Consider the following 12299-nt stretch of genomic DNA (forward strand, 5'->3'; position numbering starts at 1 on the left):
CGAGAGGTAAAATTATCTTGAGTAGTATTCAACGATCATGTTTTCTTCAGTAGCAACTGTTACGTCTTCGCGAGTTGGAAGATCTTTAACAGTACCAGTGAATTTAGCATGATCAGCTTCAAGCCATGCTGGAACAGATCTACGAGCAACTGATTGAATAGCGCCCAAGATTTTGCCCATTTCGCGGCTTGATTCCGCAACCGTAATAACGTCACCTTTATTTACGATGATGCTTGGAATGTTAGCTCTCTTACCATTCAACAAGAAATGGTTGTGTTTAACAAGCTGCCTTGCTTCACGACGAGAGTTTGCATATCCCAAAGCATATACAACGTTATCAAGTCTTGTCTCGAGGAATTTAAGAAGCGCAGTGCCCGTCAATTCTTTTGAACGGCTGGCTTCTGTAACATATTTCACAAATTGTTTCTCAGAAACACCGTAGTATCTCTTAGTTTTTTGTTTTTCACGCAATTGAAGTGCAAATTCAGAGAACTTCAAACGAGATTGACCGTGTTGTCCTGGAGGATAAGGTCTTCTTTCGAAAGAACACTTATCAGTGTAACAACGGTCACCCTTCAAGAAAAGTTTCACGTTTTCGCGACGGCAAAGCTTACAAACGCTTTCGTTAATGCAGCTCACGATATACTCCTATTAAATTCTTCTACGCTTAGGCGGACGGCAACCGTTATGTGGAACAGGAGTGATATCTTTAAGAGTCAAGATTCTCATACCTGTAGCAGCAAGTGCACGGATTGCAGGTTCACGACCAGCGCCTGGTCCTTTAAGATAAACGTCCACAGATCTCATGCCTGCTTCCATAGCTTTTTTTGCAGCGTCTTCTGCCGCGGACTGTGCTGCATAAGGAGTGCCTTTACGGCTTCCTTTGAAACCAAGGTGTCCAGCAGAGGACCAAGACACCGTAGCTCCGTTCGGATCAGTCATCGTAACGATAACGTTACCGAAGCCAGCTTGGATATAGCAGTTCCCTTGAGGAACGTTTCTTTTAACTTTTTTCTTAGCAACTTTTTTATTGTCAGTAGTGTTCATGTGCTAGCTACTCCCTAGACTGCTTTTTTCTTATTCGCTACTGTCTTCTTAGGACCTTTACGAGTACGAGCGTTAGAACGAGTGTTCTGACCACGTACAGGCAAGCCCTTACGATGACGGATACCGCGGAAGCAGTTCAAGTCCATAAGACGTTTAATAGAAAGGCCAACTTCACGACGCAAATCACCTTCTACTTTGAAGCTTTGCTCGATGATGCCACGGATTTTAGCGATATGCTCGTCCGTTAGTCCCTCAGTTCTTAGATCGTGAGGAATACCAACTTGCTTACAGATCATAGCCGCACGAGGACGACCGATGCCGTAGATGTAAGTCAAAGCAATTTCAACTCGTTTATTTCTAGGTAAGTCGACACCAAGTAAACGTGCCATGTTTAACCCTGCCTTTGCTTATGTTTAGGGTTTTCGCAAATAACACGAATAACGCCTTTTCGTTTGATAACTTTACATTTATTACAGATTTTCTTAACTGATGGTCTTACTTTCATACTGTCTTCCCATACTTCGTTCCGCTTCAGAAAAAGAAGCGAAAATATCAGCAAAAACACGAATGCGGTCCGGCACGCTAACACCGAAAAACATTAAAGTCTAGAGATAAAAATAATACAGCCGTCTTATTTTATTATTTTTTCGATCTCTTTATAGACTTCTTCGGAGTCTCTATTACCGTCCACTTCTACGTATTTGCCTGCTTTTTTATAAAACTCTTTTAAAGGGCTTGTTTGTTCTTGGTAGGTTTTAAGCCGAGTCTCGATAACCTCTGCCTTGTCATCATTCCTTTGAATGACTTCACCGCCGCAAACATCACATTTGCCTTCCGTCTTGGTAGGCTTGCTGACTATGTGGTAGACAGATCCGCAATTTTTACAGACCCGTCTTCCAGTCAATCGATCCATCAAAATACTCATCGGAACTTCGAGAAAAATTGCTTTTCCGATGGAGAGATTCATTTTTACTAACAACTCATCCAAAGCCTGAGCTTGCACTGCAGTTCTTGGGAATCCGTCGAGGATAAAGTTCTTAGTTCCTTTTTGAAGAACTTCTTCAACCATGCCGATCACGATACTGTCCGGCACTAGCTGACCCTTATCCATATATTCTTGGGCTTTTTTACCAAGATCTGTTTGCCCCTTAATAGCCGCTCTGAACAGGTCGCCGGTGCTGATTTGCGTCATTCCCAAGCGTTTAATCAAGAGTTCAGATTGAGTACCTTTTCCGGCCCCAGGGGCACCAAACAGGATCACGTTCATTAGAACTGAACCCTTCTGCTGCGAATTTTAGCTCCCTTAAGGAAGCCCTCATATTTTTGAGTAATCATATGAGATTGAATTTGCTGAGCAGTATCTAACGCCACACCCACTAGGATCAAAAGGCTTGTTCCACCGAATTGGAATGGAACGTTGAACTGAGTCGCCATGATGCCTGGTAGGATACAGATCGTACAAAGATAGATACAACCCAACACGTTTACGCGCTCAAGAACTCTTTGGATGTAGTCAGCAGTTGTTTTACCTGCGCGAACGCCAGGGATGAAACCACCGTACTTCTTAAGGTTGTCAGCAACGTCGTTCGGATTGAAGACGATCTCTGTATAGAAGAACGAGAAGAAAATAATCAAAGCCACGAACATGATATTGAAGATCGTGCCCGATGGGTTCAAAGAATCTTGCAAAGACTTCAACCAAGGAGTGTTCACGAACTGCGCCATAGTCGCAGGGAACATCAACAAGGAGCTTGCGAAGATTGGTGGGATAACCCCAGAGAAATTGATTTTAATAGGCAAGTGGCTTGTCGGAGTTTGCATAGATTGCATTCCGCCGCCGCCTTGTCTTTGAGAGTACTGAACCGTGATACGACGTTGTGCCACTTCCATGTAAATAACCGCTGCAATAATAGCGACCATGAAAAGCACTAGCAACAATGCTAGGACAAAACGCATTTCACCTGTACGAACTAGTTCCCAAAGCTGTTGAGCACCACCAGGGATCGCTGCTGCGATACCAGTGAAGATGATTAAAGAAGAACCGTTACCGATACCTCTTTCAGTGATTTGCTCACCCAACCACATGATGAAGCAAGTACCTGCTGTCAACGTGATGATTGTCATGATTTGGAATGGAAGGAACGCCACTTCAGGTGCGATCACTAATGGACGACCATCTGGGCTTGTAGAATTCATCAACCAGCTGCTGATACCGTAACCTTGAACAACCGCCAAAGCTACAGTCGCATAACGAGTGTATTGGTTGATTTTACGACGTCCCTGCTCCCCTTCTTTCTTCAAAGATTCCAAGTATGGAATCGCTGAAGTTAGAAGTTGGAAAATGATGGAAGCAGAGATGTACGGCATGATACCCAATGCAAAAATACTGAATTGGGAGAGAGCACCACCCGTGAAGGTGTTGAATAACCCAAAGATTCCGCGGCTTTGTGCTTGGAAGAACGACAATACAGCTGTTCCATCAACTCCAGGAGTCGGAACGTGTACGCCAATTCTGTAAATAGCCAACATTGCCAATGTGAACAAGATGCGTTTACGAAGATCAGAATTCTTTGCGATGCTCTCAATTGCAGACACTACTTAATTACCTCGACTTTGCCGCCAGCAGCTTCAATAGCTTTCTTAGCGCTTTCTGAAAATTTATGAGCCTTAACAGTCAAAGCTGCTTTTAGCTCACCATTTCCCAAAATCTTAACCGCGCCGCCATTGATTAGGCCAGCTTGGTGAAGAGTTTCAGGAGTTACCTCTCCAGAAAATTTAGCAAGTTGTGATAAATTAACAATCTCAAATTTGTTAGCAAACGCGACGTTGCTAAAACCAAACTTAGGCAAACGACGGTGCAAAGGAGTTTGACCACCCTCGAAACCACGGCGAACACGTCCGCCAGTACGAGCTAGTTGACCTTTGTGACCTTTTGTCGCAGTGCCACCCATACCAGAACCGATACCACGACCGATTCTTTTTGGGCTGTGCTTAGATCCCGCTTTGGGAGCAAGTGTTTTAAGCAAGCTCATGGATTACCCCTTAACTACAACATCTACTAGATGTTGTACTTTCATAATATTGCCGCGAGCCGCTGGAGAGTCTTTCACTTCAGAAGTAGAATGACGCTTCTTAAGCCCCAAGCATTTAACTGCATCTTTTTGGTCTTGAGTGCAGCCGATCAATGATCTTTTCAATGTAAGAACAAATGTTTTTGCCATTTTATGCCACCGTTCCGATTAAAGCTGTTTCAACTGCTTTAAGCCGTCGATTGTTGCTCTTACTGCATTGTGAGGGTTACGAGTACCAACACATTTAGTAAGAATGTCTTTTACGCCAACAGACTCAAGAACTGCACGCACCGCGCCACCCGCGATCACACCAGTACCAGGAGCAGCAGGTTTCATAATAACCTTCGCTGCGCCGAACTTGCCGATCACTTCGTGAGGGATTGTGCGACCTTCTTTAAGAGCTACGGATTTAGCAGATTTTTTTGCAGATCTGCTAGCTTTACCGATAGCCTCAGGTACTTCGCCTGCTTTACCAGAACCGAAGCCTACGTCTCCAGCCTTGTTTCCAACTACTACTAGAGCTGCGAAAGAGAAGCGACGACCACCCTTAACAACTTTCGTTACACGGTTGATCGCAACTACACGCTCTTCTAATTCAGCTGCTTGAGCTTGAACTTTCTCCACACATCACTCCTTAGAAATTAAGGCCGCCCTCACGAGCGCCTTCTGCTAGAGATTTAACACGGCCATGGTACAAGTAACCGTTACGGTCGAAAACGACGTTCTTGATGTTTTTCGTAGCAGCTGCTTTAGCCACTTCGTTACCAACAAGTTTCGCCATATCGATACCAGACTTGTCATCTTTACCAAGAGAAGAAACCGCAACAAGAGTTGTACCGTCAACGTCATTGATGATTTGAGCGTACATGTGCTTACCGCTACGGAATACGCAAAGACGTGGTCTTTCCGCAGTTCCGTTTACAGTTTTACGGATTCTGATCTTCTTTTTGAGGCGATTTGCTTTTCTGTCACTTGTATGTTTGCTTACTTTAATTTTCATACATTACCTCAATTATTTACCAGCCGACTTACCAGCTTTACGTCTGATATGCTCACCAGCATAACGAACACCTTTTGCCAAGTATGGCTCAGGCGGACGGAAAGAACGGATTTTAGCTGCCACTTGACCAACCAACTCTTTGCTTGGGCCAGTGATTGTAAGGTTCGTTTGCTTATCAACCTTGATTTCGATTCCTTCAGGGATATCGAAGATCACAGGGTGAGAGAAACCCAAAGAAAGTTCCAACTTCTTACCAGATACGTTTGCACGATATCCGACACCGTGAAGTTCAAGACCTCTTGAGAAACCTTTAGTTACGCCAGTTACTGCATTTTGAATAAGCGCTCTGTAAAGACCGTGCAATGCGCGGCTTTCTTTAGAGTCGTCTTTGCGAACCAAAACAACTTTACCGCCTTCTACTTTCGCAGAAACAGCTGATTGCATGCCGATTTTCAAAGAAGACTTCGCACCTTTAACGACAACTTCGTTAGCAGGTGTTACGCTTACTTGTACTGTGTTATCAAAAATAACGGGTGCTTTACCAATACGAGACATAATTCACCTACCAAAGTGTCGCAAGCAATTCACCACCGAGTTTTGCCTCAGTAGCTTGCTTACCGCTCATGATTCCTTTGCTAGTGCTGATGATGGACATACCCATACCAGAACGAACTGTCGGAATCTTGTCAGATTTAACATAAACTCTACGACCTGGACGAGATACGCGGTCGATAGAATTGATCACGTGGTTTCCAGCTTCGTCGTATTTCAAGTAAACACGCATAATGCCTTGTTTGCTGTCTTTAGCGACTTTGAAGCTTCTGATCAAACCTTCGTTAACGAGGATTTGAGCAATACCCGCTCTTACTTTTGAAGCAGGAAGATCCACTTTTTCGTGTTTCGCTGCTCCAGCATTTCTAATCATTGTAAGGAACTGAGAGATTGTATCCATAGTGATCCTCTTACCAACTTGCTTTCGTTACGCCAGGCAATTTACCGTCAAGAGCCAATTGTCTGAAAGCGATACGAGACAAACCGAATTTGCGGTAGTTACCACGAGGGCGACCCGTCAATTCACAGCGAGTGATAACGCGGTTTGGATTTGTATCACGACGAAGAGCTTGAAGCTTTTTACGAGCTCCATCTCTTTCTTCGTCAGAAAGCTTCATGTCGACAGCTTTCTCTCTAAGCTCTTTTCTATATTGAGCGTATCTTTTAGAAAGTTCTTTTCTTTTATTATTTTTTTCAATGCTTGCTTTACGAGCCAAGTTACACCCCTCTTACTTTCTGAAGGGCATGCCAAGTGCTTCAAGAAGCGCTCTGCCCTCAGCGTCGTTTTTAGCAGTTGTACAAATAGTGATGTTCATACCGCGAGTTTTATCAACTTTATCGTAGTTGATCTCAGGGAACACGATTTGCTCTTTCAAACCCATGTTGTAGTTACCACGGCCGTCGAAACCTTTATTTGGCAAACCGCGGAAGTCTCTTACGCGAGGAAGTGCCAAGGTGTTCAAACGATCCATGAAAGACCACATTTTTTCTCTTCTCAAAGTCACGCGAACACCCAATGGGATGCCAGCACGCAATTTGAAGTTAGAGATAGCTTTTTTAGCTTTAGTGATAACAGCTTTTTGACCAGTGATCGCAGTGATCTCGTCAACAACAGTGTTCAAAATTTTTGGATTTTGAACTGCTTCGCTCAAGCACACGCTTAGAGTGATTTTCTCTAAACGAGGAACTTGCATCACGTTTTTAGCACCCAATTGTTTTTGAAGAGCGGGAGCGATCTCTTTTCTGTATTTTGTATGTAAGCGATTCATCTCATCACCCCTTATAGAACTTCCGGAGCCAAAGATACGATCTTAACGAACGACTTAGCTCTCAATTCTCTGGCAACTGGGCCAAAGATACGTGTTCCAATTGGTTCCTTAGAAGCGTTGATAAGAACTGCAGAGTTATCATCAAAACGGATATAAGATCCGTCTGGACGACGAAGTTTTTGCACTGTTCTTACAACAACTGCTTTAGCAACATCACCTTTTTTAACTTTAGCGTTTGGCAAAGCTTCTTTGATAGAAACAACGATAACATCACCGATAGATGCTACACGGCGTTTTGAACCACCAAGAACCTTTACGCACATAACTTCTTTAGCGCCAGAGTTGTCAGCTACATTTAGTCTAGTTTGCATTTGAATCATGACAACTCCCCTTACGCCTTAGCCGTTTCAACAACTTCAGCCAAAGTCCAACGCTTAGTTTTGCTAAGAGGACGAGTTTCACGGATCTTAACGATGTCACCAGTTTTAGCTTGGTTCTTTTCGTCATGAGCCTTGAAAACAGATGTCTTCTTAACGTACTTACCGTACTTTGGATGTTTCACCATGCGGTAGATGAGGACAGAGATAGTTTTATCCATCTTGTCACTGATAACTTCACCTACGACTTCAATTTTACGTCCTCTAGTATTAGTTTCAGTCATTCTCTACCTCTATCTCGCCACTTTTTTAACAATCGCTGTATTGATTTTAGCGATGTTGCGGCGAAGATTACGAATTTCAATTGGGTTTGAAAGTTGACCAATTGAATTCTTGATACGTGCTTGGAACAACTCTTCAGAAAGAGCTGCTCTTTTCTTCTTCAATTCAGTTACAGAAAGATCTTGAATCTCAACGAACTTCATAAAACTACTCCCTCACCAAGAAACGAGTTTTGAAAGGAAGTTTGTGAGCTGCGCGTTCGAAAGCTTCTTTAGCTTGTTCACGAGTCACACCGTTCATTTCGAAAAGAACTTTTCCAGGAAGAACGCGTGCTACCCACAACTCCGGATTACCTTTACCGCTACCCATACGAGTTTCAGCAGGTTTCTTAGTTACTGGGATGTTCGGGAACACACGGCACCAGATTTTACCACCACGTTTTACTGAACGTGAGATAGCAATACGACCAGCTTCCAACTGACGAGCTGTCAGACGGCCTTCCTCGATAGCTTGAAGACCGTAGTCTCCGAAATCAAGGTTAGAACCTCTGTAAGCAAAACCAGTTGCGCGGCCTACAAATTGTTTACGCCATTTTACTCTTTTAGGACTTAACACGACCTGCCTCCTCAACTTCGCGAGCAGATAAGATATCGCCTTTATAGATCCATACTTTCATGCCGATGATTCCGTATGCAGTCAAAGCTTCAGCAGTACCGTAGTCGATATCTGCACGCAATGTATGAAGAGGAACACTCTTCTCATTGTACCACTCTGAACGAGCAATTTCGGCTCCATCAAGACGTCCTGAAACACGGATCTTGATACCTCTCACGCCGCCTTTGATAGCAGCTGCAATAGCTTTTTTAAGTGCTCTTCTCCAAGAGATACGTTTCTCAAGTTGTTGAGCAATACTCTCAGCGACGAGCTGAGCATCGAGGTCTGGCTTGCGCACTTCTTGGATGCTCAAGAAAACTTCGTTGGGTGTAAGTTTTTGAACTTCCGCTTTAAGTGAATCAATACCAGTACCTTTTTTACCAATTACAACACCTGGACGAGCAGTAGAGATGATGATTTTAATCTTCTTCGCTGCACGTTCCATTTCAATTTTCGCTACACCCGCGTGCTTAAGCTTATTTTTCAAATACTTTCTTAAGCGGATGTCTTCGTGGAGATTTTCAAAATATTGGTTACCCTTCGCATACCAGCGAGAGTCCCACGTTCTGATAACACCAACTCTTAGACCAATTGGATTAACCTTTTGTCCCACGACTATTTCTCCTCGAGTACTACGTTAATGTGGCTGGTCTTCTTGCGAACTCCGAAAGCACGCCCTTGAGCGCGAGGACGGAATCTTTTAAGAACAGGGCCTTGATCAACCCAGATAGCTTTAACATAAAGATTATCAACATCCATAACCTTTTTGTATTCTGCGTTAGCAACCGCAGATTCGATTAGCTTTTTTACCATACCAGCAGTTTTCTTATTCAAGAAAGTGAGAGTTTTTACTGCTTCGTTCACGTCTTTACCGCGAACTAGGTCAACAACCAATCTTGCTTTCTGAGCGCCTACTCTTGCATATTTCAAGCTTGCTTTAACTTCCATAATCAACCTCTATTACTTCTTCGCAGCAGCAGGAGCAGCTGCTTTCTTCTCGGCGTGACCTTGGAAAGTTCTTGTTGGAGCAAACTCACCGAGTTTGTGACCAATCATGTTCTCAGTGATGTAAACTGGAACGAACTTTCTTCCGTTATGAACCGCAAAAGTCAGTCCAATTGTCTCTGGAAGAATTGTTGAGCGGCGAGACCAAGTTTTAATAACTTTTTTATCATTTTTTTCGATCGCAGTGTCGATCTTCTTTTGAAGATGCAAATCGACGAATGGACCTTTTTTAATCGAGCGTGCCACCTTTTACTCCTACTTACGTCTCTTGATAATTGAAGAGTTGGTTCTCTTGTTATTTCTCGTTTTGTAACCCTTACAAGGTTGACCCCAAGGAGTTACCGGGTGATGCCCTTTACCAACACCCTCACCACCACCCAATGGATGGTCGACAGGGTTCATGTGCATACCACGAACTGAAGGACGGATACCTCTCCAACGAGAGCGACCTGCTTTACCAAGATTGATGTTTTCGTTGTCAGTGTTACCAACTTGACCGATTGAAGCTTTGCACACAGACAAGATTTGCTTCAATTCGCCAGACGGCATACGTACTTGGCAGTATTGTTCACCTTTACCAGCCAAAGTTGCTGTAGCACCCGCGCCACGGCAAACTTGACCACCTTTACCCGGACGCATTTCGATGTTGTGGATCACAGTACCAACTGGGATCGCAGCCAAAGAAAGGCAGTTACCTGGTTTGATGTCGGCTTTATCAGAAGAAAGAACTGTATCACCTACGTTCAATCCAACTGGAGCGATGATGTACGCTTTCGCGCCATCTACGTAAGAGATAAGAGCGATACGGCAAGTTCTGTTTGGATCGTACTCGATCGCAACAACTTTTGCTGGAACGTCTACTTTAGTTCTTTTGAAATCAACCAAACGGTATTTTCTTTTATGACCGCCACCTTGGTGACGGATAGTGATTTGACCGTGGTTGTTACGAGCAGCTTTATTATGTAGAGGTTCAACTAGAGATTTCTCTGGAGTTGTTTTCGTGATTTCTTTGAAATCGAAACCAGTCATTCCTCTGCGACCATGAGAGCGTGGGGCAAATGTTTTAATACCCATCTTTATACTCCCTCAAAAAGAGCGATCTTCTCACCTTCAACAAGCTTAACGTAAGCTTTTTTCCAGTAAGGGACCTTTGTTAATCCGAATTTAGTGTACTTCGAGTGACCGCGGCAAACGCTAGTTCTAACGCTGTCTACTTTCACTTTGAAGTTCTTTTCTACCGCAGCTTTGATGTCAGTCTTAGTAGACTTAAGATCTACTTCGAACACATACACGCCAGCAGCGTTGTGATATGTATTTTTCTCTGTGATAAGAGGAGCTTTAATTACTTGTTTCATTACGCTTTCTCCAATGAGCAACGATCTACGATTTTTGCTACAGAGTCTTTAGTGATCACTGCTGCATCGTATTTCAATAGATCGAATACGTTCAAACCTTCAACTGGGAAGTATTTGAAAGATTGTAAGTTTTTAGAAGCGCGACCGAACTTTTCGTTCACAGCAGCGTCAACCAAAACAGCTTTTGTTAGACCGAAAGCTTTCAAACGTTTGTTAAGCTCAGCAGTTTTACCTTCAGATTGCATGCTGTCCACGATGAACAACTTGCCTTCTTTTTGAAGGTGAGAAAGTGCCATGCTCAAACCTAAACGACGAACTTTTTTAGGTAGAACGAAAGCGTAGCTACGAGGTTGTGGACCGAACATAGTACCACCACCAGGCATCAAAGGAGAACGTGAAGAACCTTGACGAGCTCCACCAGTACCTTTTTGTTTGAATGGCTTTTTACCGCCACCAGACACAAGACCTTTTGTTTTAGTCATGTGTGTACCTTGACGACGAGCCGCCAATTGCCATTGAACTACAGTGTGAAGAACTTCCTTTTTAACAGGAGCTTCGAACACGTCAGCAGCCAATTCAACTGATCCAACTTTTTCTTTTTTCCAGTTTAATACGTTTACTGTTGCCATACTATTCTCTCACCAACTTAACTAAAGTGTTTCTGGCACCAGGAACAGGACCCTTAACCATAAGAACGTTTTCGTCCGCTAGAACTTGAACGATCTCAACATTTTTTACAGTCACTGTTTCGTTACCCAAATGACCAGGGAATTTTTTACCAGGCATTACACGACCCGGCCATGTTCTGTTACCAGAAGAACCCGGACGACGGTGGAATTTAGAACCGTGGGCACCAGGACCACCGGCGAAGTTCCAACGCTTCATAACACCAGCGAAACCTTTACCTTTAGATTTAGAAGTGATTTTTACGAAATCACCTTTAACCAATGAGTCGATAGAGATTTGCGCACCAACAGTCACGCCATCAGGGATTGATTGGCGGATTTCTTTTACGAATTGCGCGCCATTTTCAAAACCAGATTTAGCCAAGTGACCTTTTTCTGCTTTGTTTGAATTTTTAGCTTTTTTAGGATGGCAAGCTACTTGAATAGCTTCGTAGCCATCAGCTTCGTTAGTTTTGATTTGAGAAACAAACCAAGGCTCATAACGAAGAACTGTTACAGGAACTGCCTCACCATTTTCATTGTAAATGGTAGCCATACCTTCTTTGAATGCGAACAGGCCGTTCAGCTTCAGGCCTTGCTCGTTTGAATTTGTAGTTTGTGTAGTTTCGCTCACTGTTTACTCCTAGATTGCTGAAAGTTTGATTTCAACATCAACGCCAGCTGAGAGGTCGAGTTTCATGAGCTGATCGACAGTCTGCTGAGTGGGTTCTAAAATATCGAGCATACGCTTGTGTGTTCTCACTTCGAATTGCTCACGAGATTTTTTATCTACGTGAGGAGAACGCAACACTGTGTAGCGGTTGATACGAGTTGGAAGAGGGATTGGACCCGCAACCTTCGCACCAGTACGACGTGCTGTTTCGACGATTTCTTTCGTCGATTGATCAAGCAATTTATGATCGAATGCCTTCAATCTGATTCTAATCTTCTGACTTTGCATATGGACACTCTTCTTCTTTTTAAAGTATCGTAATTACTAGCAAATTAACTAAAATGCGCTTT

Annotated in this window: 26 protein-coding genes; all 26 read right to left on the bottom strand. The window is 43.4% G+C overall.

Features of this window, described 5'->3' with window-relative positions:
- Positions 1-12: 12 nt before the first annotated feature.
- The 26 genes from rpsD to rpsJ all read right to left on the bottom strand — a co-directional run bounded on the left by rpsD (position 13) and on the right by rpsJ (position 12237).
- Complete coding sequence (gene rpsD, locus AZI85_RS10895) at positions 13-639, bottom strand: 30S ribosomal protein S4 (protein ID WP_041874790.1); 627 nt, start codon at positions 637-639, stop codon at positions 13-15.
- 12 nt (positions 640-651) lie between these two features.
- A complete protein-coding gene (gene rpsK / locus AZI85_RS10900; RefSeq protein WP_063204840.1) occupies positions 652-1047 on the bottom strand; it encodes a 30S ribosomal protein S11 in 396 nt (131 codons plus the stop codon).
- A gap of 14 nt (positions 1048-1061) precedes the next feature.
- Positions 1062-1436, bottom strand: a complete 375-nt coding sequence (gene rpsM, locus AZI85_RS10905; protein WP_063204841.1) for a 30S ribosomal protein S13 — start codon at positions 1434-1436, stop codon at positions 1062-1064.
- Positions 1437-1438: 2 nt separating this feature from the next.
- Positions 1439-1552, bottom strand: coding sequence for a 50S ribosomal protein L36 (gene rpmJ, locus AZI85_RS17540; protein WP_080683743.1), 114 nt, complete (start codon positions 1550-1552; stop codon positions 1439-1441).
- Between the two features lie 126 nt (positions 1553-1678).
- Positions 1679-2314: an adenylate kinase gene (locus tag AZI85_RS10910; RefSeq protein WP_063204842.1), complete on the bottom strand. Its 636-nt coding sequence runs from the start codon at positions 2312-2314 to the stop codon at positions 1679-1681.
- The gene (gene secY / locus AZI85_RS10915; RefSeq protein ID WP_063244096.1) at positions 2314-3642 is read right to left on the bottom strand and encodes a preprotein translocase subunit SecY; all 1329 of its coding nucleotides are present in this window, start codon (positions 3640-3642) and stop codon (positions 2314-2316) included. The genes AZI85_RS10910 and secY overlap by 1 nt, the downstream gene beginning before the upstream one ends.
- Positions 3642-4079 carry a 50S ribosomal protein L15 gene (gene rplO / locus AZI85_RS10920; protein WP_063204844.1) on the bottom strand — a complete coding sequence of 146 codons (438 nt, stop codon included), beginning with the start codon at positions 4077-4079 and terminating at the stop codon, positions 3642-3644. Before rplO ends, secY begins: the two co-directional genes overlap by 1 nt.
- Positions 4080-4082: 3 nt before the next feature.
- Entirely contained in the window at positions 4083-4268 is a 186-nt protein-coding gene (gene rpmD, locus AZI85_RS10925) for a 50S ribosomal protein L30 (RefSeq protein WP_063204845.1), read from the bottom strand.
- An 18-nt stretch (positions 4269-4286) separates the two neighbouring features.
- Positions 4287-4742, bottom strand: a complete 456-nt coding sequence (rpsE, locus tag AZI85_RS10930; RefSeq protein ID WP_063204846.1) for a 30S ribosomal protein S5 — start codon at positions 4740-4742, stop codon at positions 4287-4289.
- A gap of 10 nt (positions 4743-4752) precedes the next feature.
- Positions 4753-5118, bottom strand: coding sequence for a 50S ribosomal protein L18 (gene rplR, locus AZI85_RS10935; RefSeq protein ID WP_063244097.1), 366 nt, complete (start codon positions 5116-5118; stop codon positions 4753-4755).
- A gap of 12 nt (positions 5119-5130) precedes the next feature.
- Complete coding sequence (gene rplF / locus AZI85_RS10940; protein WP_063244098.1) at positions 5131-5673, bottom strand: 50S ribosomal protein L6; 543 nt, start codon at positions 5671-5673, stop codon at positions 5131-5133.
- Positions 5674-5680: 7 nt separating this feature from the next.
- Positions 5681-6070 carry a 30S ribosomal protein S8 gene (rpsH, locus tag AZI85_RS10945; RefSeq protein ID WP_081110992.1) on the bottom strand — a complete coding sequence of 130 codons (390 nt, stop codon included), beginning with the start codon at positions 6068-6070 and terminating at the stop codon, positions 5681-5683.
- Positions 6071-6080: 10 nt separating this feature from the next.
- Entirely contained in the window at positions 6081-6386 is a 306-nt protein-coding gene (gene rpsN, locus AZI85_RS10950) for a 30S ribosomal protein S14 (RefSeq protein WP_063204850.1), read from the bottom strand.
- 12 nt (positions 6387-6398) lie between these two features.
- Entirely contained in the window at positions 6399-6938 is a 540-nt protein-coding gene (rplE, locus tag AZI85_RS10955) for a 50S ribosomal protein L5 (protein ID WP_063204851.1), read from the bottom strand.
- An 11-nt stretch (positions 6939-6949) separates the two neighbouring features.
- The gene (rplN, locus tag AZI85_RS10960) at positions 6950-7318 is read right to left on the bottom strand and encodes a 50S ribosomal protein L14 (protein ID WP_063204852.1); all 369 of its coding nucleotides are present in this window, start codon (positions 7316-7318) and stop codon (positions 6950-6952) included.
- An 11-nt stretch (positions 7319-7329) separates the two neighbouring features.
- Positions 7330-7599 carry a 30S ribosomal protein S17 gene (rpsQ, locus tag AZI85_RS10965; protein WP_063204853.1) on the bottom strand — a complete coding sequence of 90 codons (270 nt, stop codon included), beginning with the start codon at positions 7597-7599 and terminating at the stop codon, positions 7330-7332.
- Between the two features lie 9 nt (positions 7600-7608).
- A complete protein-coding gene (gene rpmC, locus AZI85_RS10970) occupies positions 7609-7800 on the bottom strand; it encodes a 50S ribosomal protein L29 (protein ID WP_063204854.1) in 192 nt (63 codons plus the stop codon).
- A gap of 4 nt (positions 7801-7804) precedes the next feature.
- Positions 7805-8212, bottom strand: a complete 408-nt coding sequence (gene rplP / locus AZI85_RS10975; RefSeq protein ID WP_063204855.1) for a 50S ribosomal protein L16 — start codon at positions 8210-8212, stop codon at positions 7805-7807.
- On the bottom strand, positions 8199-8864 hold the full coding sequence (rpsC, locus tag AZI85_RS10980) for a 30S ribosomal protein S3 (RefSeq protein WP_063204856.1): 666 nt from the start codon (positions 8862-8864) through the stop codon (positions 8199-8201). The genes rplP and rpsC overlap by 14 nt, the downstream gene beginning before the upstream one ends.
- 2 nt (positions 8865-8866) lie before the next feature.
- The gene (gene rplV / locus AZI85_RS10985) at positions 8867-9199 is read right to left on the bottom strand and encodes a 50S ribosomal protein L22 (RefSeq protein ID WP_063204857.1); all 333 of its coding nucleotides are present in this window, start codon (positions 9197-9199) and stop codon (positions 8867-8869) included.
- Between the two features lie 12 nt (positions 9200-9211).
- The gene (rpsS, locus tag AZI85_RS10990; RefSeq protein ID WP_063204858.1) at positions 9212-9502 is read right to left on the bottom strand and encodes a 30S ribosomal protein S19; all 291 of its coding nucleotides are present in this window, start codon (positions 9500-9502) and stop codon (positions 9212-9214) included.
- Positions 9503-9511: 9 nt separating this feature from the next.
- Positions 9512-10330: a 50S ribosomal protein L2 gene (rplB, locus tag AZI85_RS10995; RefSeq protein ID WP_063204859.1), complete on the bottom strand. Its 819-nt coding sequence runs from the start codon at positions 10328-10330 to the stop codon at positions 9512-9514.
- A 2-nt stretch (positions 10331-10332) separates the two neighbouring features.
- The gene (gene rplW, locus AZI85_RS11000; protein ID WP_063204860.1) at positions 10333-10611 is read right to left on the bottom strand and encodes a 50S ribosomal protein L23; all 279 of its coding nucleotides are present in this window, start codon (positions 10609-10611) and stop codon (positions 10333-10335) included.
- The gene (gene rplD, locus AZI85_RS11005) at positions 10611-11240 is read right to left on the bottom strand and encodes a 50S ribosomal protein L4 (RefSeq protein WP_063204861.1); all 630 of its coding nucleotides are present in this window, start codon (positions 11238-11240) and stop codon (positions 10611-10613) included. Before rplD ends, rplW begins: the two co-directional genes overlap by 1 nt.
- 1 nt (position 11241) lies before the next feature.
- A complete protein-coding gene (gene rplC / locus AZI85_RS11010; RefSeq protein ID WP_063244099.1) occupies positions 11242-11910 on the bottom strand; it encodes a 50S ribosomal protein L3 in 669 nt (222 codons plus the stop codon).
- A gap of 9 nt (positions 11911-11919) precedes the next feature.
- A complete protein-coding gene (rpsJ, locus tag AZI85_RS11015; RefSeq protein WP_025308875.1) occupies positions 11920-12237 on the bottom strand; it encodes a 30S ribosomal protein S10 in 318 nt (105 codons plus the stop codon).
- Positions 12238-12299 lie beyond the last annotated feature (62 nt).

This window comes from Bdellovibrio bacteriovorus (assembly GCF_001592755.1).
GTDB classification, from domain to species: domain Bacteria; phylum Bdellovibrionota; class Bdellovibrionia; order Bdellovibrionales; family Bdellovibrionaceae; genus Bdellovibrio; species Bdellovibrio bacteriovorus_E.